This is a genomic window from Streptomyces sp. NPDC047971 (genome assembly GCF_040653355.1).
In the GTDB taxonomy this organism is placed as follows: domain Bacteria; phylum Actinomycetota; class Actinomycetes; order Streptomycetales; family Streptomycetaceae; genus Streptomyces.
Genome location: NZ_JBEZNW010000002.1, coordinates 90330 through 115763, shown reverse-complemented (window position 1 = coordinate 115763; position 25434 = coordinate 90330). Strand labels below are relative to the sequence as shown.

Annotated in this window: 20 protein-coding genes; 15 read left to right on the top strand and 5 right to left on the bottom strand. The window is 72.2% G+C overall.

Features of this window, described 5'->3' with window-relative positions:
* From AB0D99_RS03095 to AB0D99_RS03085, 3 genes are read right to left on the bottom strand one after another with little or no spacing between them, the layout of a single operon-like run.
* Positions 1-1251 (bottom strand): cytochrome P450, encoded by a 1251-nt coding sequence (locus AB0D99_RS03095; RefSeq protein WP_362356264.1) that lies wholly within the window; start codon positions 1249-1251, stop codon positions 1-3.
* Between the two features lie 38 nt (positions 1252-1289).
* Positions 1290-2684: an FAD-dependent oxidoreductase gene (locus AB0D99_RS03090; RefSeq protein WP_362356262.1), complete on the bottom strand. Its 1395-nt coding sequence runs from the start codon at positions 2682-2684 to the stop codon at positions 1290-1292.
* Positions 2674-2955: a ferredoxin gene (locus AB0D99_RS03085; protein WP_362356260.1), complete on the bottom strand. Its 282-nt coding sequence runs from the start codon at positions 2953-2955 to the stop codon at positions 2674-2676. Before AB0D99_RS03085 ends, AB0D99_RS03090 begins: the two co-directional genes overlap by 11 nt.
* A gap of 341 nt (positions 2956-3296) precedes the next feature.
* Between AB0D99_RS03085 and AB0D99_RS03080 the strand changes: the two genes are divergently transcribed.
* From AB0D99_RS03080 to AB0D99_RS03045, 8 genes are all read left to right on the top strand, one after another.
* Complete coding sequence (locus AB0D99_RS03080) at positions 3297-4340, top strand: GNAT family protein (protein WP_362356257.1); 1044 nt, start codon at positions 3297-3299, stop codon at positions 4338-4340.
* An 81-nt stretch (positions 4341-4421) separates the two neighbouring features.
* On the top strand, positions 4422-5318 hold the full coding sequence (locus tag AB0D99_RS03075; protein ID WP_362356255.1) for an oxygenase MpaB family protein: 897 nt from the start codon (positions 4422-4424) through the stop codon (positions 5316-5318).
* On the top strand, positions 5300-7594 hold the full coding sequence (locus AB0D99_RS03070; protein ID WP_362356253.1) for a tetratricopeptide repeat protein: 2295 nt from the start codon (positions 5300-5302) through the stop codon (positions 7592-7594). Before AB0D99_RS03075 ends, AB0D99_RS03070 begins: the two co-directional genes overlap by 19 nt.
* Positions 7595-7636: 42 nt before the next feature.
* The gene (locus tag AB0D99_RS03065; protein ID WP_362356251.1) at positions 7637-9175 is read left to right on the top strand and encodes an NAD(P)/FAD-dependent oxidoreductase; all 1539 of its coding nucleotides are present in this window, start codon (positions 7637-7639) and stop codon (positions 9173-9175) included.
* Between the two features lie 159 nt (positions 9176-9334).
* On the top strand, positions 9335-10363 hold the full coding sequence (tdh, locus tag AB0D99_RS03060) for an L-threonine 3-dehydrogenase (protein WP_362356249.1): 1029 nt from the start codon (positions 9335-9337) through the stop codon (positions 10361-10363).
* 20 nt (positions 10364-10383) lie between these two features.
* Positions 10384-11583 carry a glycine C-acetyltransferase gene (locus tag AB0D99_RS03055; protein ID WP_362356247.1) on the top strand — a complete coding sequence of 400 codons (1200 nt, stop codon included), beginning with the start codon at positions 10384-10386 and terminating at the stop codon, positions 11581-11583.
* Between the two features lie 4 nt (positions 11584-11587).
* Entirely contained in the window at positions 11588-12496 is a 909-nt protein-coding gene (locus AB0D99_RS03050) for a LysR family transcriptional regulator (RefSeq protein ID WP_362356245.1), read from the top strand.
* A 110-nt stretch (positions 12497-12606) separates the two neighbouring features.
* Positions 12607-13506 carry a proline iminopeptidase-family hydrolase gene (locus AB0D99_RS03045; RefSeq protein WP_362356243.1) on the top strand — a complete coding sequence of 300 codons (900 nt, stop codon included), beginning with the start codon at positions 12607-12609 and terminating at the stop codon, positions 13504-13506.
* Between the two features lie 16 nt (positions 13507-13522).
* Here AB0D99_RS03045 and AB0D99_RS03040 read toward each other — a convergent pair whose 3' ends face one another.
* Entirely contained in the window at positions 13523-15322 is a 1800-nt protein-coding gene (locus AB0D99_RS03040) for a serine hydrolase (RefSeq protein ID WP_362356241.1), read from the bottom strand.
* Between the two features lie 170 nt (positions 15323-15492).
* Here AB0D99_RS03040 and AB0D99_RS03035 point away from each other — a divergent pair, with 170 nt between their 5' ends.
* The 5 genes from AB0D99_RS03035 to AB0D99_RS03015 all read left to right on the top strand — a co-directional run bounded on the left by AB0D99_RS03035 (position 15493) and on the right by AB0D99_RS03015 (position 22026).
* The gene (locus tag AB0D99_RS03035) at positions 15493-16599 is read left to right on the top strand and encodes a nitronate monooxygenase family protein (protein ID WP_362356239.1); all 1107 of its coding nucleotides are present in this window, start codon (positions 15493-15495) and stop codon (positions 16597-16599) included.
* A complete protein-coding gene (locus AB0D99_RS03030) occupies positions 16599-18149 on the top strand; it encodes an acyl-CoA synthetase (RefSeq protein WP_362356237.1) in 1551 nt (516 codons plus the stop codon). Before AB0D99_RS03035 ends, AB0D99_RS03030 begins: the two co-directional genes overlap by 1 nt.
* A gap of 69 nt (positions 18150-18218) precedes the next feature.
* Positions 18219-19244 (top strand): aldo/keto reductase, encoded by a 1026-nt coding sequence (locus tag AB0D99_RS03025; RefSeq protein ID WP_362356235.1) that lies wholly within the window; start codon positions 18219-18221, stop codon positions 19242-19244.
* 102 nt (positions 19245-19346) lie between these two features.
* Positions 19347-20441 (top strand): ionic transporter y4hA, encoded by a 1095-nt coding sequence (locus AB0D99_RS03020; RefSeq protein WP_362356233.1) that lies wholly within the window; start codon positions 19347-19349, stop codon positions 20439-20441.
* A gap of 85 nt (positions 20442-20526) precedes the next feature.
* Entirely contained in the window at positions 20527-22026 is a 1500-nt protein-coding gene (locus AB0D99_RS03015; RefSeq protein WP_362356231.1) for a fatty acyl-CoA synthetase, read from the top strand.
* Between the two features lie 109 nt (positions 22027-22135).
* Here AB0D99_RS03015 and paaK read toward each other — a convergent pair whose 3' ends face one another.
* Positions 22136-23425 (bottom strand): phenylacetate--CoA ligase PaaK, encoded by a 1290-nt coding sequence (paaK, locus tag AB0D99_RS03010; protein ID WP_362356229.1) that lies wholly within the window; start codon positions 23423-23425, stop codon positions 22136-22138.
* Between the two features lie 161 nt (positions 23426-23586).
* Here paaK and AB0D99_RS03005 point away from each other — a divergent pair, with 161 nt between their 5' ends.
* The gene (locus tag AB0D99_RS03005) at positions 23587-24402 is read left to right on the top strand and encodes a DUF4239 domain-containing protein (protein ID WP_362356227.1); all 816 of its coding nucleotides are present in this window, start codon (positions 23587-23589) and stop codon (positions 24400-24402) included.
* Between the two features lie 172 nt (positions 24403-24574).
* Positions 24575-25387, top strand: coding sequence for a GNAT family N-acetyltransferase (locus AB0D99_RS03000; protein ID WP_362356225.1), 813 nt, complete (start codon positions 24575-24577; stop codon positions 25385-25387).
* Positions 25388-25434 lie beyond the last annotated feature (47 nt).

Sequence of the window (25434 nt, the reverse complement as noted above, 5' to 3'; positions counted from 1 at the left end):
TCAGGGGCTTACTCCGTCGATGGCGATGCGCAGATGGCGCGGGCCGCGCAGCACCGCGTTGTGCCGGTACGGCGGCGGGTCCTCCAGCAGCCGCGGGGCGTCGAGGCGGCGGGCCAGTTCCGCCAGGGCCAGCTGGGCCTCCAGCCGGGCCAGGGGCGCGCCGAAGCAGGAGTGGATGCCGCTTCCCAGACCGAGATGCTGGATGTCCTCGCGGTCCGGGTCGAACCGGTCGGGATCCGGGAAGCGCTCCGGGTCCCTGTTGCCCGAGGCGAGCACCAGCCAGATCCTGGACCCCTTCGGGATCGTGACGCCGCGCAGCTCGATGTCCGCGATACAGGTGCGCTGGGGCACCAGCTGCACCGGAGGCTCGTAACGCAGCAGCTCCTCCACGATGTTGACGACCAGGTCCGGCTCGTGGCGCAGCCTGTCCAGGACGTCCGGGTGCCGGAGCAGCGTGAGCATGCCGTTGGTGATGAGGTTGACCGTCGTCTCGTGGCCCGCGATCAGCAGCAGGACCGCGGTGCTGAGCACCTCCATCGTCGTCATGGGGCCGTCCCCGCCCCGGTTCGTGACCAGTTCGGAGAGCATGTCGTCGCGAGGGTCGTTGCCGCGCTGCTCCACCAGTCCGGCCAGGTACATGCCCAGTTGCCGACGGGCCTCCTGCGCCTCGCCGCGCCGTTCGGCGGTGTCACCGTCCGCGTCCGGGTCCAGGCTGGCCACGATCGGGTCGACCCAGGAGCGGAAGCGCGGTTCGTCCTCACGCGGCACGCCGAGCAGCCGGCAGATCACGGTGACGGGAAACGGGTAGGCGAACCGGTCGACCAGATCGATCTCCCCGGCGCCCCCGAGGCCGTCGATCAGATCCGAGACGATCTCGGCCAACTCCTCGCGCATGGAGTCGATCCGACGGGGGCTGTGCGGCGGCCCGAAAGGCCGGTTGGCCATCCGCCGCAGCCGGTCGTGCTCGGGCGGGTCGAGCCGGATGAAGCTCGGCGGCAGCCCCGTCTCCTCCGGGCCGCCCATGTCGGCGGAGCCCCCGTCGGCGCTCGACGCGGCGAGGTTGGCGGCGTCCGAACTGATCCGGGGGTCGTGGAGCAGACCGAGGATGTCGTAGTAGGAGCTGACGACGAAGGGGCCGCCCTCCTCCTCCTGAAGCACCGGGGTCTCGCGGAGCTTCGCGTACAGCGGGTACGGGTTCGCGCGATGGGCGTAGTCGGTGATCTGGCGCAGGAGCGAGGTGGCATGCGTCATGGGGTGTCCTCGGGGCGAGAGGGCCGGACGGGCGTCGGTCAGCGATGGGCCGGGGTGAAGACCAGCTGCTGGTCGGTGGGCGAGTAGCCGCTGAGGGTCACCGTCGGGCCGTGGGTCGGCAGGGACGGGTCGGGGAAATCGGCCGGGACGGGTCGGCGGCCTTCCGGCCGCCGGTCGACGGTCGGGAACTCCACCGGGAAGGGCGCGCCCGTCTCGATCAGGCGCCGGTAGAAGTCCAGCCACCGCGAGTTGTCGAAGCCGACGGCCGCGATGACGCGGCCCTGATGGCCGTACACGGCGATGAAGCGACGCTCCCTGGGCGAGCCCTGGGTGAACATGATCTCGTCGCCCATCGGGGGCACGCCGACCGACTTGATGTTCACCCCGAACTGGGAGGACCAGAAGGAGGGAACTCCCATGTGCGGGCGGCGCTCCGCGCTGACGTTGATCATGTTGTGCGCGGCGACCTCGGCCTGCGACACGGCGTTGCCCCAGTGCTCCAGGGACAGGAACTGGTAGTTGAACAGAGCGTTCGGAGACCTTGCGACATCCCCGGCCGCGTAGATGTCGTCCGTGACGATGCCCCGGATGTCGAAGGCGCGGCAGCCGGCGTCGCAGGCGATTCCGCGCGGGCCGGCACCGAGGCCGGACCCGACCAGCCAGTCGGTGTTGCGGATCGCCCCCAGGGAGACGACCACGACGTCCGCCTCGACGACGCCGCCGTCGGAGAGGTGGGCGCGCCGCACGCGGCCCGCCGCGTCCCCCTCCAGGGCGGTGACCGTGACACCCGTACGCAGGTCCACGCCGTTCTCGCGGTGCAGGTCCGCCGCGACCGCGCCGATCACCCCGCCGAGCGCGCCCACCAGTGGAGCGTCGGCGCGCTCCGTGACGGTGACGTCGATGCCCCGGTCCCGGCAGGCCGAGGCGATCTCCGAACCGGTGAACCCGGCCCCGACGACCAGGACCCTGCGGGGCGAGGCCGCCATCCGCCGGTGCAGGCCGACCGCGTCGTCACGGGTGCGCAGCGCGAAGACCCCGTCCAGCCGTGCTTCCGCCTCGTGCGGCCAGGGCCGGGCGCGCACCCCGGTCGCGATCAGCAGCCGGTCGTACTCCACGGCGTCCCCGTCGGCCAGGTGGACGCGCTTGGCCGCCATGTCCAGACCGCTCGCCGCCACACCGAGACGCCACGTGGCGTCGAACCCCCACCGTCGGGGGAGCTCGGTACGGGCGGGCGACGCCTTGCCCAGCAGGACCGCCTTGGACAGCGGGGGCCGGTCGTACGGTTCGTACGGCTCGTCCCCGATCAGGGTGAGGGAGCCGGCGAAGCCCTCGGCTCGCAGCGTCTCCGCCGCCCGCAGACCCGCGAGCGAGGCCCCCACGATCACGATCCGGCCCTCGCGCCTGAGCCACGTGTGGAAGTCGTCAACGGCCATCGACCGGCTCCTGCCCGGGCCGGACGGCCTGCACGGGGCGAGCGGACCGGCCCGGACCCCCGTCGGCGTGGTCCGCTCCGCCCGGACCCTCCGCGATGATCGCCTGTACGGGACAGGCCGCGACGGCACGCGCCACCTTCGCCCGGAGCTCGTCCTCGGCATGCGGGTCGTAGACGAGGGATTCCTCCCCGTGCATCGTGAACACCTCGGGCGCGAGGAAGGCGCACTGCGCGTACCCCTGGCATCTGTTGAGATCGACGACAAGCCTCATCAGCGCTCCGGTCCTCCGCGGCCAGGTCCCAGGAAGCCGGGGTTCGACGGCGCCTCGGACAGCGGTCATCTCCCCCGGAACAGCATGGAAGCCGCGGCGGGCCGACGCGCGCCGGGGGCCGCCGAAGGAGTGGTGCGGCGGGCGGGACGCGTCACGACGCTCCGCGCGGCCCGGAGACCGCGCCCGGGCGTGACCCTCGGACCGGCATCGTGTGCCGCGGCCTTCGGTGCCTCGGCCGACGGGCGTCCGCCGACGCGCCCGTCACATCCGTCCCGCCCCGCTGTGGGCCCGTCGAACGGCGCACGCCACACTGTCAGGTTCACCGCACGAACGGAGACCCCATGACCGACGTACCCCCACGGTCCGAGCACACCGAGCCCGCCGAATCGACGGACCCGGGGGCTCCCGTACACCCGCGGTACCCGGTCCGGACGAAGCGGCTGAGCCTGCGGCCCGTGCGCGAGGACGACCTCGAAGCGATCCACGCCCACCGCTCGTTGCCCGAGGTCGCCCTCTACCTGCCGCACGAGCCGCACACCAGGGAGATGACGGAGCAGACCCTGGAGCGCCTGATCTCCGGAGAGTCGCTCGCCGTTCCCGGAGACTGGTTCGGGCTGGCCGTCGAGGACGAGTCGGGGCGGGTCGTCGGCGAGGTGTTCCTGCGGCGGGAGCCCGACGAACCGGCCACCGGCCAGGTCGGGTTCGCGTTCCACCCGGACGTGCACGGCACGGGCATCGCCACCGAGGCGGTCACGGCGGCGCTCGACATCGCCTTCGGCGACTTCGGCTGGCACCGCGTCATCGGCATCTGCGACGTGCGCAACGTCGCCTCCGCGGCCCTCATGCGGCGCATCGGGATGCGCCACGAGTCCGTCCTGCGGGACGGCACCTTCCTCAAGGGAGCCTGGTGCAGCGACTCGGTGTTCGCCGTCCTGGCCGGCGAGTGGCGCCGGAATCCGCCCTCCGCCCGGGAGCGCGCCGTCGACAGGGCGGTCGGCACGTTCCTCTCCGCCTTCACGCGTCGCGAGGGAGAGCCGGTCGGTCTGGACGGGGCCCGTGCCGTGCTCACGCCCGACGCGGTGATCGAGTACGTGGCGCAGGACGGCCGGGTGACCCGGATGGACGTCGACGAGTTCCTGGTGCCCCGTCACGATCTGTTGAACGGAACGGAGTTGACCGACTTCCAGGAGTTCGACGTCAGCTGGTCCACGGTCGTCGTCGGGGAACGCGCGCTGCGGTCCTCGCTCTACCACAAGCACGGCGTCCGCGACGGCGCGTCCTTCGCCGGCTGGGGACGCCAGCACTTCGAGCTGGTCGCCGACGCGTCGGGCGACTGGCGCATCCGCTCCCTCACCTGGACCGACGATCCCGAAGCGGGGAAGTGAGGGTCTACGGTCGAGTGTCCACCGGCTTCGGCCCCGCACCGCCGGGGTCGTTCCGGGGGTGGCACCCGTAGCCTGGACGGCATGAGGCAGGACGCCGATCCCGGGCTCTTCGGTCCCGATTCCGTCACCTGGCAGCTGCACGGCGACCCGGTGATGTGGATCGCCGGCGTCCGCGCGCTCTATCTGCAGGCGCTGCACCCCGTGGCCGTGCGCGGCGTGATGATCAACAGCGACTTCAGGAAGGACGCCTGGGGCAGGCTCCTGCGCACGGCGAACTTCGTCGGCACGATCAGCTACGGCACCGCCGAAGCCGCCGAAGCGGCCGGCGCCCGGGTGCGGAAGATCCACCGGCTGCTCGGAGTCGACGACCCCGAACTCCTGCTCTGGGTGCACTGCGCCGAGGTCGACTCGTACCTCTCCGTCGCCCGTCGCTCCGGAATCCCCCTCACCGACGCCCAGGCCGACCGGTACATCGACGAACACCGCACGTCCGCGCGGCTCGTCGGCCTCGACCCGAGCGCGGTGCCGGCGACCGCGGGCGAGCTGGCCGACTACTTCGACGACGTACGGCCGCGGCTCGCCGCGGGCGAGGACGCGCGGACCGTCGACGCGTTTCTGCGCCGCCCGCCCGTCAAACCCCTCCTGCGGCCGGCGCGCGAGGTCGTCTGGCGGCGCGTCGCGGCACTCGCCTACGACGCGTTGCCTCCCTACGCCCACGCGCTGTACGGGCGGCCCGCTCCGCCCCCCGACACCGTCACGTACCGGCTGACGGCGGCGGCCAATCTGCTGCGCTGTGTCCCCGCCCGGCTGCGCTGGCGGCTGCCGCCGGGTCACATTGTGAACGCGATGGCGCGTCTCGGCCCCGCCACGCGCCCCGCCCCGTTCAAACTCCGCAGCCAGGCGGCCATACTGGACGAGCCGGGGAGGGCGCAGCGAATCGACGGGGGCGACAGCACGCGATGGCGGAAACCAGGCTGATCCAGGGCCGGTACCGGCTGCACGACGTGATCGGGCGCGGGGGCATGGGCGAGGTGTGGCGCGCCACCGACGAGTCCCTCGGGCGCCGCGTCGCGGTCAAGTGCCTCAAGCCGCTGGGACCGCAGCAGGACGCGAACTTCGTGAAGGTGCTGCGCGAACGCTTCCGCCGCGAGGCGCGCGTCGCCGCCTCGCTGCAGCACCGCGGTGTCACCGTCGTGCACGACTTCGGCGAGTCGGACGGTGTCCTCTTCCTCGTCATGGAGCTGCTGGAGGGCCACAATCTGAGCCAGCTCCTGGAGGAGAACAAGCAGCACCCGCTGCCGGTGCCGGACGTGGTCGACATCGCCGAGCAGGTCGCCGACGCCCTCGCCTACACCCACCGGCAGGGGATCGTGCACCGCGACCTCAAGCCGGCCAACATCATGCGGCTCGGCGACGGCGGCGTGAAGATCTGCGACTTCGGGATAGCGCGACTGGGCGCGGACATCGGCTTCACCTCCCGCCTCACCGGCACCGGCATCGCGATGGGAACCCCGCACTACATGTCGCCCGAGCAGATCAGCGGCGGCGAGGTCGACCACCGCAGCGACCTGTACTCGCTGGGATGCGTGCTGTACGAGATCGCCACCGGCGCGCCGCCCTTCGACCTCGACGACGCGTGGGCCGTCCTCGTGGGACACCGCGACACCCCGCCGGAGCCGCTGCGCACGCACCGCGCCGAACTCCCCGACTACCTGGACCGGATCGTTCTCGATCTGCTCGCCAAGACGCCGGACGGGCGGCCCACCGACGCGACCGACCTGCGGCGTCGGATCGTGTCCGCGCGGACCGGACCGAACCCGGTCCCCGTGGCGGTGCGGGTGCCGGAGGCGGCCGCGCCCGGGCTCCCCTCCTGGGCCACGCGGATGACCCACGGCCACCGGGCCACCACGGCCGTCGCGGTGCGGACCGCGGCGTTCGACCCGGCCGCCGGGCTCACGGGGGAGTGGACCACCGCGTCACGCGTCCTGCCCGCGCCGGACCGGGGCGTCCCGGATGCCACACCGTCACCCGGATCGCCGACCCCGCACTCCGCGCCGTCACCCGGATCGCCCGCGCCGGGCCCCGTGCCCGGGTCCACCCCGTCCCCCGAGCTCCTCGCCGTGCTCGCGAGCCGGCACAGGGCCGGGCTCAGCCTGGGCCGGCTCGGCCGCTGGGAGGAGGCGGAGGACGTGCACCGGTCCGTCGCCGAGGACCGCGAGCGGGTCCTCGGGCCCGACCATCCGGAGACCCTCACCAGCCGCTACGAGCTCGGCTTCACGCTCAGCCGGCTGGCCCGCCCCGCCGAAGCCCTGCGCTCCTTCTCCCGGGTCGCCGAGGCGCGCGAGCGGGTCCTCGGCCCCGACCACGCCGACACCCTGGCCGCCCGCCAGGAGACGGCCTACGTGCTCGGGCGCCTCGGGCGGCACTTCGAGGCCCACCAGGTCTACGCGGCGGTGCTCTCCTCCCGCGAGCGCACGATGGGCCCGGACCACCCCGACACCCTGCGCTGCCGCCACAACCTGGCCTTCAACCTGGGGCGCCTCGGACGTCTGGACGAGTCGTACCGGATGGCCCGCGAGGTGGCCGAGGCACGCACCCGGCTGCTCGGCGACGAGCACCCCGACACCCTGGTCACCCGCTACGAGGTGGCCTACACCCTGGGCCGGCTGGAGCGCTGGCCGGAGGCGCTCGCGACCTACTCGGACGTCGCCTCCGCGCGCGGTTCCGTCCTCGGGCCCGACCACCCCGACACCCTCGCGGCCCGCTACGAGGTGGGGATCTGTCTGGGCCGGATCGGCCGGAGCGCTGAGGCCCTGGAGCTCTACCGCGACCTGGTCGACGCCCGTACCCGCGTGCACGGCCCCGACGACCCCGAGACCCTGCGCGCCCGGCACGGTCTCGGCGTCAACCTCGGCCGCCTCTCCCGCTGGCGGGAGGCCGTCGAGGAGGCCCGCGAGGTGTGCGCGGTCCGCGAGCGGGTCCTCGGCGCCGACCACCCCGACACGCTCGTCAGCCGCCGCGAGATCGCCGTCGGCCTCGGCTGGCTGGCGGACTGGGCGGCCGCGCTGTCGGTCTACCGCGAGGTCGCCGACGCCCGCGAACGGGTCCTCGGGCCCGATCACGCCGACGCCCTGGCCAGCCGTCACGACGAGGCCCACTGCCTGGAACAGCTCGGCCGCCACGAGGAGGCCGTCGACCTCTACCGGCGCGTCGCGGCACTGCGCGGGACCGACGGGGAGCGGAACACGTCCTAGACGCGGGGTTCCGCGGGCGATCTTCGCGTGTTAGCAAGAGACATGACCGCACAGCGCTCGTACGACGCCGTCATCGTCGGTGGTGGCCACAACGGACTGGTCGCCGCCGCCTACCTGGCCCGCGCCGGACGCACCGTCCTCGTCCTGGAACGGCTCGGCTCCACCGGCGGGGCCGCCGTCTCCACCCGGCCCTTCGACGGCGTCGACGCCCGGCTCTCCCGGTACTCGTACCTCGTCTCGCTCCTGCCGCCGAAGATCGTGCGGGAGCTGGGGCTCCGGTTCTCCGTGCGGAAACGGTCCATCTCCTCGTACACCCCGAAGGGCGACAGCGGGCTGCTCGTCGGCGGAGGCCCCGACCGCACCCGCGCCTCCTTCGCCGCGCTCACCGGCTCCGACCGCGAGTACGAGGCGTGGCAGGCTTTCTACGGCCGTACGGCGGAGGTCGCCGAGCGCGTCTTCCCCACGCTCACGGAGCCGCTGCCCACCCGCGCCGAGCTGCGCGCCCGGGTGGCCGACGAGACCGCCTGGCGGATGCTCTTCGAGCAGCCCATCGGCGTGGGGGTCGAGGAGAACTTCACCGACGACCTCGTCCGCGGAGTCGTCCTCACCGACGCGCTCATCGGCACCTTCGCCGACGCCCACGATCCCTCGCTGCTCCAGAACCGCTGCTTCCTCTACCACGTCATCGGCGGCGGTACGGGGGACTGGGACGTCCCCGTCGGCGGCATGGGAGCCCTCACCGACGCCCTCGCGGACGCAGCCCGCGCGGCGGGCGCGGAGATCCGCACCGGACACGAGGCGACCCGCGTCGAGACCGACGGCGAGCGCGCCGAGGTCACCTACCGGACGGCGGACGGCGAGGGCGTGGTCGCCGCGGAGCACGTGCTGGTGAACGCCTCCCCGCAGGCGCTCGCCACCCTGCTCGGCGACACGCCGCCACCGGCCGCCGAAGGCGCCCAGCTCAAGGTCAACATGCTTCTCACCCGGCTGCCGAGGCTGCGGGACCGGTCCGTCGACCCGCGCGAGGCGTTCGCGGGCACGTTCCACATCGCCGAGGGGTACGGGCAGTTGGCCACGGCGTACGCCGAAGCCGCCTCCGGCCGGCTGCCGAGCGCACCGCCCTCCGAGATCTACTGCCACTCGCTGACCGATCCGAGCATCCTCGGCCCGGAGCTCGCCGAGCGCGGCTACCAGACCCTCACGCTCTTCGGCCTCCACACCCCGGCCCGGCTGTTCACCGACGACAACGACACCGCGCGCTCGACGCTCCTCAAGGCGACGCTCGCCGAACTCGACGCCGTACTGGACGAGCCGCTCGCCGACTGCCTCGCCGTCGACGCGGAGGGCAGGCCCTGCATCGAGGCCAAGACGCCGCTCGACCTCGAACGCGACCTGCGGCTGCCCGGCGGCCACATCTTCCACCGCGACCTCTCCTTCCCCTACGGGGAGGAGGGAGCCGGCCGCTGGGGCGTCGAGACCGCGCACGCCAACGTCCTGCTCTGCGGCGCGGGCGCCGTCAGGGGCGGCGGAGTGAGCGGGATCCCCGGCCACAACGCGGCGATGGCGGCGCTCGGAAGGTGACGGCCCCCGGCGCGGCGTGAAGCTCACCTGTGGCCGCGCTTAAGAAAACCTCGATGGACCCCGATGCAGGACATACGGAAGATTCTCTTCAAGGATCTTGGGCGCGAACCCGTGCCCGAACCCCGTAGTCACAGGACACGCACGTCGGGAGCCAAGGCATTGAAGGCGCTGGTCAAGCAGAAGGCGGAGCCGGGACTCCGGCTCACGGACGTTCCGGAGCCGGAGATCGGCAGCGGAGACGTCCTGATCAAGGTCAAGCGCACCGGGATCTGCGGTACGGACCTCCACATCCGCTCCTGGGACGGCTGGGCGCAGAAGACGATCTCCGCGCCGCTGATCGTCGGCCACGAGTTCGTGGGCGAGGTCGTCGAGATCGGCCGTGACGTCGCGGACATCGTCGTCGGCGACCTGGTCAGCGGCGAGGGCCACCTCGTCTGCGGCAAGTGCCGCAACTGCCTGGCCGGCCGCCGCCACCTCTGCCGCGCCACGGTCGGCCTCGGTGTCGGCCGCGACGGCGCCTTCGCCGAGTACGTCGCCCTGCCGGCGTCCAACGTCTGGGTCCACCGCGTCCCGGTCGACCTCGACGTCGCCGCGATCTTCGACCCCTTCGGCAACGCCGTGCACACCGCGCTGTCCTTCCCGCTGGTCGGCGAGGACGTCCTCGTCACCGGCGCCGGCCCGATCGGCATCATGGCGGCCGCGGTCGCCAAGCACGCCGGGGCGCGCAACGTGGTCATCACCGACGTCAGCGAGGAGCGGCTCGCGCTGGCCCGCAAGGCGGGCGTCTCGCTCGCGCTGAACGTCGCGGAGCAGACGATCGCCGACGGCCAGCGCACGCTGGGGCTCAAGGAGGGCTTCGACGTCGGCCTGGAGATGTCCGGCAACCCGCACGCCATGCGCGACATGGTCGCGAACATGACCAACGGCGGCAAGATCGCCATGCTGGGCCTGCCCAGCGAGGACTTCTCCGTGGACTGGGCGAAGATCGTCACCTCCATGATCACGATCAAGGGCATCTACGGCCGCGAGATGTTCGAGACCTGGTACGCCATGTCCGTCCTCCTGGAGGGCGGCCTGGACCTCGCCCCGGTGATCACCGGCCGCTACGCGTACACCGACTTCGAGGCCGCCTTCGACGACGCCGCGTCCGGCAAGGGCGGCAAGATCATCCTCGACTGGACCGTCTGATCCCCGCAAAGGACCGCAGCATGTTCTCTTCCGTACGCGACGACCTCCGTACCACCCTCGACGAGATCCGCGCCGCCGGCCTGCACAAGCCCGAGCGCGTGATCGGCACGCCCCAGTCCGCGACCGTCGCCGTCACCGCCGGCGGCCGGCCCGGCGAGGTGCTCAACTTCTGCGCCAACAACTACCTCGGCCTGGCCGACCACCCCGAGGTGGTCGCCGCCGCCCACGAGGCGCTCGACCGCTGGGGCTACGGCATGGCGTCCGTCCGCTTCATCTGCGGCACGCAGGAGGTGCACAAGGAGCTGGAGGCGCGCCTGTCCTCCTTCCTCGGCCAGGAGGACACGATCCTCTACTCGTCCTGCTTCGACGCCAACGGCGGCGTCTTCGAGACGCTGCTCGGCGCCGAGGACGCCGTGATCTCCGACGCCCTCAACCACGCCTCGATCATCGACGGCATCCGGCTCTCCAAGGCCCGCCGCTTCCGCTACGCCAACCGCGACATGGCCGACCTGGAGCAGCAGCTCAAGGAAGCCACGGAGGGCGGCGCCCGCCGCAAGCTGGTCGTCACCGACGGCGTGTTCTCCATGGACGGCTACGTCGCCCCGCTCCAGGAGATCTGCGACCTCGCCGAGCGCTACGACGCCATGGTCATGGTCGACGACTCGCACGCCGTCGGCTTCGTCGGCCCCGGCGGCCGCGGCACCCCCGAGCTGCACGGCGTCATGGACCGCGTCGACATCATCACCGGCACCCTCGGCAAGGCCCTCGGCGGCGCGTCCGGCGGCTACGTCGCGGCCCGCGCCGAGATCGTCGCCCTGCTGCGCCAGCGCTCCCGCCCGTACCTGTTCTCCAACACCCTCGCCCCGGTCATCGCCGCCGCCTCCCTGAAGGTCCTCGACCTGCTGGAGTCGGCCGGTGACCTGCGCGACCGGCTGCGCGCCAACACCGAGCTGTTCCGGACCCGGATGACCGAGGAGGGCTTCGACATCCTCCCCGGCGACCACGCGATCGCGCCCGTCATGATCGGCGACGCCTCCGAGGCCGGCCGCATGGCGGAGCTGCTCCTGGAGCGCGGTGTGTACGTGATCGGCTTCTCGTACCCCGTGGTTCCGCAGGGCAAGGCCCGCATCCGCGTCCAGCTCTCGGCGGCCCATTCGACCGATGACGTGAACCGGGCGGTCGACGCGTTCGTCGACGCGCGCGCCGCCCTGCGAGACTAGGGGCATGATCGAAGCGCGGCGGCTGCACATCCTCCGGGCGGTGGCCGACCACCGTACGGTCACGGCGGCTGCCGCCGCGCTCTATCTCACCCCCTCCGCGGTCTCCCAGCAGCTTGCGGCCCTGGAGCAGGAGACCGGCCACCGGCTCGTCGAGCGCAACGCCCGCGGGGCGCGGCTCACCCCGGCGGGCGAGATCCTGCTCAGCCACGCCAACGCCGTCCTCGCCCAGCTGGAGCGCGCCGAGTCGGAACTCGCCGCCTACGGCTCCGGCGAGGCGGGCACGGTCACGGTGGCGGCCTTCGCCACCGGTATCGGCCTCGTCGTCGCGCCGGCGATCTCCGGTCTCGCCCGTACCTCGCCCGGCATCCGGGTACGGGTGCGGGACGCGGAGGGCGACGAGAGCCTGCTGATGGTCCTGGACCGGCAGGTCGACGTGGCCGTCGCCGTCGAGTACCGGGGCGCGCCCGGTGAGGACGACGCCCGGCTGACCCGCGTACCGCTCTACGCGGAGCCCTTCGACGCCGTCCTGCCTCCCGGACACCCGCTGGCGGCCGGCGACCGCGTGGCCCTCGCCGCCCTCGCCAAGGACGCCTGGATCGGGCAGTCCGCGGGCAACCCCTGCCACGACGTGACCGTCCTGGCCTGCGAGTACGCCGGTTTCGCACCGCGGCTCGAGCACTCCTCCGACGACTTCCGCGCGGTTGTCGCCCTCGCCTCGGCGGGCGCGGGGGTGGCGCTCGTGCCACGCTCGGCGCTCAGCGGCATGGCCCTCGACGCCGCGGTGATCCGGCCGGTCGACGGCGTGGCCCCCACCCGTCGGGTCTTCGCCGCGGTACGCCGTGGTGCCGAGGACCACCCCCTGATCAGCCCGGTGCTCGACGCCCTGCGCGCGGCCGCCGAACCGTCCGGCTGACCACCGGCGCCTGCCCGCACACCTCGGCGCCCGGCGCGGACCATCGCGTGGCGCCGCTGCGAGGGGGCTGTCCATCATGGGAGGGAATGCCGGATCTCCCGGGAGGCGCCATGGCAGTCACCGAAGGCACCGTGCCGTTCCGCGGCTTCCACACCTGGTACCGGGTCGCCGGCAGGCTGCCCGCTCCCGACGGGAAGCTGCCGCTCCTCGTGGTGCACGGCGGGCCCGGCCTGCCGCACGACTACCTGGAGGATCTCGCGGCGCTCGCCGAGGACGACGGGCGTGCCGTCGTCTTCTACGACCAGCTCGGCTGCGGCAGGTCGGACCGGGCGGAGGACCCGGCCCTGTGGACGCTGGAGACCTTCGTGGCGGAGATCGACGCGGTGCGCGAAGGGCTCGGGCTCGACCGGCTCCATCTGCTCGGCCACTCCTGGGGCGCCCAGCTGGCGCTCGCGTACATGCTCGGCAAGCCGTCCGGCGTGGCCGGTCTCGTCCTCGCGGGCGTCATCGCCGACGCCCCCTCGTACGCCGCCGGGACACGACGGCTGAAGGACTCCCTGCCCGCGGCGGACCGCGAGGTCATCGACCGGTGCGAAGCGGAGGGGACGACCGACGACGACGCCTATCTGGGCGTCACGATGTCCTTCTACCAACGCTGGCTCTGCCGGCTGGATCCCTGGCCCGAACACCTGGTCCGCTCCGTCCTCACCATGCGGGAGGACGTGAACGCGGCGCTCTGGGGTCCGGAATGGAACATCACCGGCAGCCTGAGGGACTGGAGCGTCACCGACCGGCTGGGGGAGATCGACCTGCCCGTTCTGGTCACCTCCGGCCGCCATGACATGGTGACCCCCGAGGTCGTCCGCCCCGTGGCGGAGGGCATCGCGGGCGCCGAGTGGGCGCTCTTCGAGAAGAGCGCCCACATGGCCTCCGTCGAGGAGCCGGACCACTACCGCCACGTGGTGGAGGACTTCCTCTCGCGGGCGGAGCGGGAGCCGGCGGGCGGGTAGGGACGCCGTCGCCGGGTCAGTCCGCCGACCTCGTCCACCCGACCGCCTCGATCCGGGACCCGTCCGCGGGCCGCGCCTCCTCGAACACCGGGCGTCCGGAGGCGTCCAGGACCCGCAGTCCGTCCACGTACACCCCGCGCCCGACGTAGAGCCGGTCCGTGGTGTACCGCCACCGCAGGCACAGGGAGGCGGCGCTCCGGACCGTCAGGTCGGCGGCCGCCTCGTGCCAGAGGCGCCCGGACCAGCCGCTCACCGACCCCGTCGGACGCTCGCGCGGTTCCTGTCCCTTCCGTACGGTGGTGAACGGCAGCGGCGCCCAGGTCGAGCCGCCGTCGGTCGAGGCTTCCAGGAAGGCGGCGTCCGCGCCCGGTTCGGTGTCCCACCACAGGGCGCACTCCAGGCGGACCGCACCGCTGAGCGGCGGCAGCGTGAGCGTGGCCGTCGTCGCGCTCGCCATCCCCGAGAACCAGCAGGTCCGGCCGCGTGCCGGACGGACCGGGACCGCGCGGGCGAGGTTGTCGGCCGCGGCGACGCGGGGAGCGGATCCGGAGCGCCAGGTGCGGACGGGGTGGACGGAGTTGCCGAGGACGACGAGGAACGCGTCGGTCGTCGGGTCCAGGACCAGGCTGGTCCCGGTGAATCCGGTGTGGCCCGCTGTGCGCGGGGTGGCCATCGCGCCCATGTACCAGTGCTGGTGGAGCTCGAAGCCGAGGCCGTGTTCGTCGCCGGGGAAGGCCGCGTTGAAGTCGGTGAACATCAGCTCCACGGACTCGGGGGAGAGGATCCGGGCGTGGCCGTACGCCCCGCCGTTGAGGAGCGTCCGGGCGAGCACGGCGAGGTCCCAGGCGCAGGAGAAGACCCCGGCGTGGCCGGCGACCCCGCCGAGGCTGTACGCGTTCTCGTCGTGGACCTCCCCCCAGACCATGCCCCGGTCGAGGCCGGACCAGGGGAGCCGGGAGTCCTCCGTCGCCGCGATCTTCGGCTTCCAGGAGAGCGGGGGATTGAATCGCGTGCGGTGCATCCCGAGCGGAGCGGTGATCTCGTCTCGGAGCAGGGCGTCCAGAGGGTGACCGGTGATCTCCTCCAGGATCAGCTGAAGGGAGATCAGATTCAGATCGGAGTAGAGGTACCTGGTGCCGGGCGGGTTCGGCAGGGTCTCGTTCCACAGCAGCCGGAGCTTTCCCTCCCTCGTCGGCTCCTTGTACAACGGGATCCAGGCGCGGAACCCGGAGGTGTGCGTGAGCAGCTGACGGACCGTGACGTCCTGCTTCCCGCCGCCTCCGAACTCCGGCAGGTACGCGGTGACCTTCGCCTCCAGCGCCAGGGCCCCGCGTTCGATCTGCTGCACCGCCAGGATCGAGGTGAAGAGCTTCGACACGGACGCCAGGTCGAAGACCGTGTCCCGTGCCATCGCGATCCGCCGCTCCTCGGGCAGCTCGATCCCGCTGTCCGTGGTCTCGTCGTATCCCGCGTACCGCACCGCCGCCCCGATCGGCCGGTGCAGGGCGACCGTGCCGCCCCGTCCGGCCAGCAGCACCGCACCCGCGTACCACGGGTGCTTCGGGGAGGGCCCGAGGAACGCCTCGGCGTCGGTGACCAGCCGGTCGAGGTGCGCGGGCAGCAGCCCGGCCCGCTCTGCGGACCCGTGCCGCAGGGTCGTCCGCCCGCCGCGGGGCGCGGCGGCCGCGGCCGCCCCCGGGATCGAGCCGACCATCACCGCACCTCCCAGAGCGAGAAGCCCGCCGCCGAACGCCCGGCGGCTGAGTCCCCGGCCCTCCGCGTTCCCTGCCGGAACACCTGCCGATTCCTCCGTCATCCCTACCCTCTCCCACAGCGCTGAAAGAATCCTTCGGCCACACGCGCAACGACTGAAACTTTCTTACCGGGGTGGGGGTGGGTCAAGGAAGCGTGCGACGGGGCAAAGAATCTGACACTGCATCAGAAAATCTCTTCCCTCGGCCGTTCCGCTGCGGCATCCTGCCGCCCATGAAGACGGAGCTGAGCCAAAAGCTGGGGATCGAGCACGCCATCTTCGGCTTCACGCCCTTCCCCGCGGTGGCCGCCGCCATCACCAGAGCCGGCGGATTCGGTGTCCTCGGCGCGGTGCGCTACACCGCCCCCGACGACCTCGCCCGCGATCTCGACTGGATGCAGGAGCACACCGACGGCCTGCCCTACGGCCTCGACGTCGTCATGCCCGCGAAGAAGGTCGAGGGGGTGAGCGAGGCGGACGTCGAGGCGATGATCCCGGAAGGCCACCGGGAGTTCGTCCGCGCCACCCTCGCCAAACACGGTGTGCCCGAACTCGCCGAGGGCGAGGCGTCCGGCTGGCGCATCACCGGCTGGATGGAGCAGGTCGCCCGCAACCAGCTCGACGTCGCCTTCGACTACCCCATCAAGCTCCTCGCCAACGCCCTCGGCTCGCCGCCCGTCGACGTCGTCCGGCGCGCCCACGACCACGACGTCCTCGTCGCGGCACTCGCCGGCAGCGCCCGGCACGCCCGCCACCACGCCGAGGCCGGCATCGACATCGTCGTCGCCCAGGGGTACGAGGCCGGCGGCCACACCGGGGAGATCGCCTCCATGGTCCTCACCCCCGAGGTCGTCGACGCGGTCTCCCCGCTGCCCGTCCTCGCCGCGGGCGGCATCGGCAGCGGCGAACAGATCGCCGCCGGGCTCGCGCTCGGCGCCCAGGGAGTCTGGCTCGGCTCGCTCTGGCTCACCACCACCGAGGCCGACATGCACTCCCGGGCCCTGACCGCGAAGCTCCTCGCCGCGGGCTCGGGCGACACCGTCCGCTCCCGCGCGCTGACCGGAAAGCCCGCCCGTCAGCTGCGCACCGAGTGGACCGACGCCTGGGAAGACCCGGACGGACCCGGCACCCTTCCCATGCCCCTGCAAGGGCTGCTGGTCGCCGAGGCCGTCTCGCGCATCCAGAAGTACGAGGTCGAGCCGCTGCTCGGCACCCCCGTCGGACAGATCGTCGGCCGGATGAACTCCGAGCGCAGCGTGCAACAGGTCTTCGACGAGCTCACCAGCGGGTTCGAGAAGGCCATCGACCGCGTCAACCGCATCGCCGGACGGAGCGAGTGATGAGCCAGCCACCCAACGGATTCTGGTCCCAGGCCGCCGCCGACCCCTCCCGTACGGTCCTCGTCGCGCCCGACGGCGAGGAGTGGACCGCCGCACGGCTCCACGCCGAGGTGAACCGGCTGGTCCACGGACTGCGCGCGGCCGGCCTGGAGCATGGTGACGCCTTCGCCGTCGTCCTGCCCAACGGGGTCGAGTTCCTCACCGCCTATCTCGCCGCCTCCCAGGCCGGGTTCTACCTCGTCCCCGTCAACCACCATCTCGTCGGGCCCGAGATCGCCTGGATCGTCGCGGACTCCGGTGCCAAGGTGCTCGTCGCCCACGAGCGGTTCGGGCCCGCGGCAACGTCCGCCGCCGACGAGGCGGAGCTCCCCGCCACCCACCGCTACGCCGTGGGATCCGTGCCGGGCTTCCGCCCGTACGCCGAACTGCTCGCGGGACAACCGGAGTCGGCCCCCGGGAACCGCACCCTCGGCTGGGTCATGAACTACACCTCGGGCACCACCGGACGCCCCCGCGGCATTCGTCGACCGCTGCCCGGCAAGCTCCCCGAGGAGACGTACCTCGGCGGCTTCCTCGGCATCTTCGGGATCAGGCCCTTCGACGGAAACGTCCACCTCGTCTGCTCGCCGCTCTACCACACGGCCGTCCTGCAGTTCGCCGGCGCCGCGCTGCACATCGGCCACCCGCTCGTCCTCATGGACAAGTGGACCCCCGAGGAGATGCTGCGCCTCATCGACGCCCACGACTGCACCCACACCCACATGGTCCCCACCCAGTTCCACCGGCTGCTCGCGCTGCCGGAGGAGGTGCGGAGCCGGTACGACGTCTCCTCCATGCGCCACGCCATCCACGGCGCGGCCCCCTGCCCCGACCACGTCAAGCGGGCGATGATCGACTGGTGGGGGAGCTGCGTGGAGGAGTACTACGCGGCGAGCGAGGGCGGCGGCGCCTTCGCCACCGCCGAGGACTGGCTGAAGAAGCCCGGCACCGTCGGCAAGGCGTGGCCCATCAGCGAGCTCGCCGTCTTCGACGACGACGGCAATCGCCTCCCGCCCGGTGAACTCGGCACCGTCTACATGAAGATGAGCACCGGTGGCTTCTCGTACCACAAGGACGAGGCCAAGACCGCGAAGAACCGCATCGGCGACTTCTTCACCGTCGGAGACCTGGGCCTCCTCGACGAGGACGGCTATCTCTTCCTCCGCGACCGCAAGATCGACATGATCATCTCGGGCGGGGTCAACATCTACCCCGCCGAGATCGAGTCGGCGCTCCTCACCCACCCCGCGGTCGCCGACGCCGCGGCCTTCGGCATCCCCCATGCCGACTGGGGCGAGCAGGTCAAGGCCGTCGTCGAGGCGGCCGAGGGGCACGAGCCGGGCGAAGCGCTCGCCGCGGACATCCTCGCGCACTGCGAGGAGCGCCTCGCCGGCTACAAGCGCCCCAAGTCGGTCGACTTCATCACCACGATGCCCCGCGACCCCAACGGCAAGCTGTACAAGCGCCGACTGCGCGAACCGTACTGGGAGGGCCACGAGCGGCCGCTCTAGACCGTTTCCCGCCCGTGTCACGTAGGGTCGAAGAGTCGTGAGCCCCGTCCCGGAAGGCGTGTTCCCGCTGTGCGCTATCGACTCTTCGGCCGTACCGGCCTGCGCGTCTCCGAACTGATGCTGGGTGCGATGACCTTCGGGGAGGAGGGCGGGAGCGGCGTCTCACCCGAGGAGTCCCGCCGGATCGTCGATCTGTACGCGGACGCCGGCGGCAACGCCATCGACACCGCGGTCAACTACCGCGGCGGCGAGAGCGAGTCGATTCTCGGCGAGGTGCTCGCCGGGCGCCGCGACCGCTTCGTCCTGGCCACCAAGTACACCGTGACCCGCGACGCCACCGATCCCAACGCCGGTGGCAACCACCGCAAGAACCTGGTCCTCTCGCTGGAGACCAGCCTCAAGCGGCTGCGCACCGACTACATCGACGTCTACTGGGTCCACATCTGGGACCGGCACACGCCGATCGAGGAGACGATGAGCGCCCTCGACGCCGCCGTGCGTTCCGGGAAGGTGCTCTACGTCGGCATCTCCGACGCACCCGCCTGGGTCGTCTCCCGCGCCAACACGCTGGCGGAGTGGCGCGGCTGGCAGCCCTTCGCGGGCCTTCAGGTGCCGTACAGCCTGCTCCAGCGTGACATCGAGCGGGAGCTGCTGCCGATGGCCGAGGCGTTCGGCATGAGCGTCACCGCCTGGAGTCCGCTCGCCGGCGGCGTCCTGTCCGGCAAGTACACCCGCCCGGGCGGCCCGGACGCCACCTCGCGGTACTCCGCCGACTCGCTCTCCGAGCGGGACCTCGCCGTGGCGCGCGCGGTGCAGGACGCCGCCGACGAGCTGGGAGTCACACCCTCGCAGGTCGCGCTCGCCTGGGTCCGCCGGCGGTCCCGGGCCGTGCTCCCGATCGTCGGCGTGCGCTCGGCCGACCAGCTCAAGGACAACCTCGGCGCACTCGACGTGACGCTGCCGGAAGAGGTCTGCGAGCGGCTGGAGGCGGCGACGGAGTTCACGCGCGGCTTCCCCCACGACTTCATCGACAGCACGAGCCCATGGGTGTTCGGCGACAGCTTCCCGCGGCTCGACGGGCGTCCACTCGGCTGACGTCCCCGTCGCGGCCCGCCCGTCGATCGGCACCGGGTCCCGGGCGGCACGGAGCATAGGGCGCAAGTCGGTGCATCTCTCCCATATGGCAGGATGCAGGGCATGAGTTCGAGCGCGGGACTGACACGGCAGTGGACGACCTGGGGACCGGTCCTTGCGGCCGTGGTCCTCGGGTTGACGTGGGGACGCGGCCTGCCCGGCTTCGTCGTCGGGCTCATCGCGGTCTGTCTGTTCGCCGCCGTCCTCGCCGCCGTCCATCACGCCGAGGTCGTCGCCCACCGCGTCGGTGAGCCCTTCGGCTCACTCGTCCTCGCCGTCGCCGTCACCATCATCGAGGTCGGACTGATCGTCACCCTGATGGCGGGCGGCGGAGAGAAGACCTCCACGTACGCCCGCGACACCGTCTTCGCCGCCGTCATGATCACCTGCAACGGCATCGTCGGCCTCTCCCTCCTCGTGGGCGCCCTGCGCAACCGGGTCGCCGTCTTCAACGCCGAGGGCTCCGGCGGCGCTCTCGCCACCGTCTGCACCCTCGCGACGATGACCCTGGTCCTCCCGACCTTCACGACCAGTCACCCGGGCCCGGAGTTCTCCGGTGCGCAGCTGGCCTTCGCCGCCGTCGCCTCGCTCTGTCTGTACGGCGTGTTCGTCGCCGTCCAGACCTTCCGGCACCGCGACTACTTCCTCCCCGTCGCCCGCCCCGGTCACGAGTCCGAGGAGGACCACGCCGACCCGCCGAGCGTCCGGGAGACCGTGGCGAGCCTCGCCCTGCTCCTCCTGGCGCTCGTCGCGGTGGTGGGCCTCGCCAAGATCATCTCGCCGACCATCGAGGACGGCGTCGAGTCGGCCGGGCTGCCCAAGGCGGTCGTCGGCGTGATCATCGCCCTGATGGTGCTGCTCCCCGAGACGCTGGCCGCCGTGCGCGCCGCGCGCCGGGACCGGATGCAGACCAGCCTCAACCTCGCCTACGGCTCCGCGATCGCCAGCATCGGCCTGACGATCCCGGCGATCGCGCTCGCCTCGATCTGGCTGTCCGGGCCCCTGGTCCTGGGGGTCGGGGCGGTCCACATGGTCCTGCTCGTGCTGACCGCCGTCGTGAGCGCCCTGACCGTGGTACCCGGACGAGCGACGCTCCTCCAGGGCGGCGTGCACCTCTCGATCTTCGCCGCGTTCGTCTTCCTCTCGTTCAGCCCGTGAGGTCGTGCGCTCCACCGGCGTGAGTCCACGGATGCGGCGCGTTCCGGTACTTGACCCGCCCCGCGGCCCCGCCGAGGATCCAGCCATGGAACGACTCCTCACCCGGACCGTCGACGGCGTCCTGCGCATGAGCGCGGAGCGCACCCCCGACCGGATCGCCGTACGGTACGGCGACCGCTCCTGGACCTACGCGGAGCTGGACGCGGCCGTGACGACCGCGGCCGCCGTGCTGCGGGAGCGGTACGGGCTGGCGGAGCGGTCCCGCGTCGCCACGTACGCCCACAACTCCGACGCCTACCTGATCGCGTTCCTCGCCTGTTCCCGCGCGAACCTGATCCACGTCCCGGTCAACCACCACCTGACGGGCGAGGACCTCGACTACATCCTGCGCCAGTCGGGCAGTTCCCTCGTCCTCGCCGACCCCGCACTCGCCGAGCGCGTCCCGGCGGACCTGACCGTACGGGCGCTGCGGGACACCGAGGACTCCTTCCTCACGGCGCTCGCCGAGCCGGACACGTACGACACCGAGCGCGACGCCCGCGACCACGTCCAGCTGCTCTACACCTCCGGGACGACGGCGCTGCCCAAGGGCGCCCGGATGTCCCACCGCGCCCTGGTCCACGAGTACGCCAGCGCCATCGAGGCGCTCGACCTGCACGAGGACGACAAGCCGGTCCACTCGCTGCCGCTCTACCACTCGGCGCAGATGCATGTGTTCCTGCTGCCGTACCTGGCCGTGGGGGCCGAGAACACCATCGTCGACGGGCCAGATCCCCAGGTCCTCTTCGACCTGATCGAGGCGGGCCGCGCCGACAGTCTCTTCGCGCCGCCGACCGTGTGGATCGGGCTCTCCAACCACCCCGAGTTCGCCGGCCGCGACCTCTCCCGGCTGCGCAAGGCGTACTACGGCGCCTCGATCATGCCGGTGCCCGTCCTGGAACGGCTGCGCGGCCGGCTGCCCGCGCTGCGCTTCTACAACTGCTTCGGGCAGAGCGAGATCGGCCCGCTCGCCACCGTCCTCGGTCCCGACGAGCACGAGGGCCGGATGGAATCCTGCGGGAAGCCGGTCCGCTTCGTGGAGGCCAGGGTCGTCGACGAGGACGGAGCGGACGTCCCCGACGGCACTCCCGGCGAGATCGTCTACCGCTCGCCGCAGTTGTGCGACGGCTACTGGGAGAAGCACGACGAGACCGAGGAGGCGTTCCGCGGGGAGTGGTTCCGCTCCGGCGACCTCGCGGTGCGTGATGCCGAGGGGTACTACACGGTCGTGGACCGCGTGAAGGACGTCATCAACTCCGGGGGAGTGCTGGTCGCCTCCCGCCAGGTCGAGGACGCCCTCTACACCCATCCCGGCGTCGCCGAGGTGGCGGTCGTGGGCCTGCCCGACGAGCGCTGGATCGAGGCGGTCACCGCCGTCGTCGTCGCCAGGGCCGCGGTCACCGAGGCGGAACTCCTCGCCCACGCACGCGAGAAGCTCGCCCACTTCAAGGCCCCCAAGAAGGTGCTGTTCGTGGACGAGCTGCCGCGCAACGCCAGCGGGAAGATCCTCAAGCGGGAGCTGCGCGACCGCTTCGCCGCGTCCTAGGAAGGGTCCGGAAGGATCGCCGTCCGCCCGCGGTCGCGGGCCGGGCGAGGAATTCCGGACACAGCCCAGGGGATGCCTCGTCGATCGGGCCGGGCTCGCGGGCTCCCGCTCAGTGCCCGCCGCGCAGGTCCACGATCCGCTTGATCTTGCCCACGGAACGCTCCAGCGTCTCGGGGTCGACCACCTCGACCCCGACCGAGACCCCGATCCCGTCCTTGACCGCCTGCGTGATCGCCCGGGCCGCCTCCGCGCGCTGGTCGGGGGTGGCGTCCGGCCGCGCCTCGGCCCGTACCGTCAACGCGTCAAGCCGTCCCTCCCGGGTGAGCTTCAGCTGGAAGTGAGGGGCGACCGCGGGTGTGCGCAGCACGATCTCCTCGATCTGGGTGGGGAAGAGGTTCACCCCGCGCAGGATCACCATGTCGTCACTGCGGCCCGTGACCTTCTCCATCCGCCGGAAGGCCCGAGCCGTGCCCGGCAGCAGCCGGGTCAGGTCCCTCGTGCGGTAGCGGACGACCGGCATGGCCTCCTTGGTGAGCGAGGTGAAGACCAGCTCGCCCTCCTCGCCGTCCGGCAGCACCTCGCCCGTGAACGGGTCCACGATCTCGGGGTAGAAGTGGTCCTCCCAGATGTGCAGGCCGTCCTTCGTCTCCACGCACTCCTGCGCCACGCCCGGCCCCATCACCTCCGAGAGGCCGTATATGTCGACGGCGTCGAGGGCGAACCGCTCCTCGATCTCCCGCCGCATCGCCTCCGTCCACGGTTCCGCGCCGAACACGCCGACCTTGAGCGAGGTGGCCCGCGGGTCGATGCCCTGGCGCTCGAACTCGTCGAGCAGCGTGAGCATGTACGAGGGCGTCACCATGATGACCTCGGGCCTGAAGTCCTGGATCAGCTGGACCTGGCGGGCCGTCATGCCCCCGGAGGCGGGGATGACCGTGCAGCCGAGCCGCTCCGCGCCGTAGTGGGCGCCGAGTCCGCCGGTGAAGAGGCCGTAGCCGTACGCCACGTGGACCTTGTGGCCCGGCCGGGCGCCCGCCGCGCGCAGCGAGCGGGCGACCACGTCGGCCCAGGTGTCCAGGTCGCGTTCGGTGTAGCCCACCACGGTCGGCCGGCCGGTGGTGCCGCTCGACGCGTGGATGCGCCGTACCTCGGACTGGTCGACGGCGAACATGCCGAAGGGGTAGTTGTCCCGCAGATCCGTCTTGGCGGTGAAGGGGAAGCGGGCGAGGTCGGTGAGCGAACGGCAGTCGTCGGGGTGGATGCCCGCCTTGTCGAAGGACTGACGGTAGAAGGCCACGTTCTCGTACGCGTGGCGCAGCGTGGCCCGCAGGCGCTCCAGCTGGAGCGCCTCCAGCTCCGCGCGTCCGAGCCGTTCGCCGCTGTCCCGCAGATCCGTCATGTGCCGCCCACTCCCGTCCGCACGCCCTGACCATCCGAAATCGGACTACCGATCATTCGGTCGATCCGTTCGAGATCAGTAAATCCGGCCGGACCCCGCCCATGGCAAGGGGGCGACGCCGATTTTCTGATCCGGTGACCGTGCCGCTACGTTCGGTGACCGTGACTCTCTGGCTGCTCAACCACCTCGACACCCTCACCCTCGCCCTCGTGATCGTCGGCGGCACCGTCCTCGCGGCACTCGCCGGGAGCGTGCTGCTGCGTCGCAGGTATCCCGGGCTCGCCGGCGGCGAGCACAACGACATGGTGGGTGTCGTCCTCGGGATGTTCGGCGCGATCTACGGCATCATCCTCGCCTTCGTGATCGTCACGCTGTGGACCCAGATGGAGAACACCCAGAACGTCGTCGCGGAGGAGGCGACCGGCGTCGCGCTCATCGTCAGGGACGCCCGTGTGTTCCCGCCCGCCGACCGGGCCAGGGTGAACGCGGCGGCGGACGGCTATGTGCACACCGTCGTCGAGGTCCAGTGGCCGCTCATGCGGGAGGGGGCGGCCGACTACTCCGTCACCGGAACCAAGCTCGAAGCGCTGTACGACGCCCTGCAGGCGTACGAACCCGTCACGGAGTCGCAGAAGGTGTTCTACGCGCAGGCCGCCTCCAAGCTCGACGAGGTGGCCGGGCAGCGCCGGGCCCGGCTGACGATGGCCGGGCAGCAACTGCCCCCGCTCCTGCAGGTCCTCGCCGTCGGTGGCGCACTCGTCATCATCCCCCTCACCTTCCTCTACGGCATGCGCAGCCGGCGCATGCAGCTGCTCTTCGTCGGGTCCGTGGCGGCGCTCATCGGCTTCAGCCTCCTGCTGGTCGTCGTGCTCGACCGGCCCTTCGCGGGGGAGCTGAGCGTCAGTCCCGCGCCGTACCAGGAGGGTGCCCTCGCGCAGTTCTGGGATCACGGCCGGGAGGCGTCCGCCGTGCGATGACCGCTCGGACGGCGCCCGCCGCGACCCCGGCACCTCGGAGGAGATACGCCGGCTCCGCCTCGGCTCCGGTGCCGCGCTCCACCTCGCGACCACCACCAGGACCTCACCTCCGACGCGGGGGAGCGCGGATTTCCGCTTGCCGCGCTCCGACGGCCGGTGCTGGAGTGTCGGCATGGACCTCGAAGCGATACGCGCCCTGTACGACCGGCAGATGAGGGTGGGTGCCCGCCCGGACGGGCCCGGCTCACGGGTGGAGCGGGACGGGTCCGTCGTCCGTCTGACGGGTCCGGCGCATGCCTGGAACGCCGTGCTGTGGTCCGGCCTGGAGGAGAGCGACGCCGACGCCGTCATCGCATCACAGGTCCGTCACTTCACCACGTCGGGCCGGACCTTCGAGTGGAAGGTGTACGGGCACGACCGGCCGGCCGACCTCCCGGAGCGGCTTCTCGCCGCCGGGTTCACCGCCGAGGACCAGGAGACGCTGATGGTCGCCGAGGCGGCCGCGCTCCCCACGGCCGTCGCACTGCCCGAAGGCGTCGAACTGGTCGAGGTCACCGACGCGGCCGGGGTGAGGATGGTGACCGAGGTCCACGACCGGGCCTTCGGCGGCGACAGCTCCCGCATCGGCCGACAGCTCCTCGACCAGCTGGCGGTGACCCCCGACAGCGTCGCCGCCGTCGTCGCGCTGGCGGGCGACGAGCCGGTGAGCGCCGCACGGCTGGAGCTGTACCCCGGCACGGACTTCGCGGGCCTGTGGGGCGGCGGCACGGTCGAGTCCTGGCGCGGCAGGGGCCTCTACCGGGCCCTGGTCGCCTTCCGGACCCGGATCGCCGTCGAGCGCGGTCACCGCTTCGTCCAGGTCGACGCGGCCGACACCAGCCGCCCGATCCTCCAGCGCCTCGGCTTCGCCGCGCTGACCACGACCACGCCGTACGTGTACGTTCCCGAGGGCGCATCGGCCGGGGAGTCCGCGCAGCCCGCGTGAGGACGCCACCACCGACGAGGGGCCGGCCCCGGCGGGCGACCACCGGG